The sequence below is a fragment of the Paenibacillus glycanilyticus genome (assembly GCF_023715145.1).
Classification (GTDB): domain Bacteria; phylum Bacillota; class Bacilli; order Paenibacillales; family Paenibacillaceae; genus Pristimantibacillus; species Pristimantibacillus glycanilyticus_A.
Genome location: NZ_JAMBNP010000052.1, coordinates 1 through 452, shown reverse-complemented (window position 1 = coordinate 452; position 452 = coordinate 1). Strand labels below are relative to the sequence as shown.

Genomic DNA, 452 nt, shown 5'->3' with positions numbered 1-452 from the left:
GCGCGGGTTGACGGTCTGGCCTAAGCTGGCGGTTTTTGCAGGAGGGGTTATGTCTTCTATTCATGGTCATGAAGTTTTACAGATGATGCTCGCCTCGGGTGAGTCCTGGACGGTTGCCTCGCTGGAGGCCGCCATTCGCCGCCGCTTTGGCGAAGAGGCGCGGTTTCACACCTGTTCAGCAGAGAATCTAAGCGCCGCACAGCTGGTGGCGTTTTTAGAGAAAAAAGGCAAATTTATTGCCAGAGAGGAAGGTTTTACTACCGCAGAAAATAAGATCTGCCGACATTAAGAGGGCCGCGACACGGACTGTCGCGGCGCGGGGGATTAATTCTGCGCGTCGAGGGTAGCCAGCTCTTTATCGATAAAGTACAGACCTTCGCCGCTTTTTCCAGCGAGGGTCAGTTTATCGATCACCGATTTAAATAATTTCTCTTCTTCATGCTGTTCAGCAA

1 protein-coding gene is annotated in these 452 nt (G+C 52.2%); it reads left to right on the top strand.

Features of this window, described 5'->3' with window-relative positions:
• Positions 1 to 289, top strand: a 289-nt coding sequence (locus M3194_RS30915; RefSeq protein WP_251657964.1) for a YecH family metal-binding protein, incomplete at its 5' end; no start/stop codon positions are given.
• Positions 290 to 452: the final 163 nt, after the last annotated feature.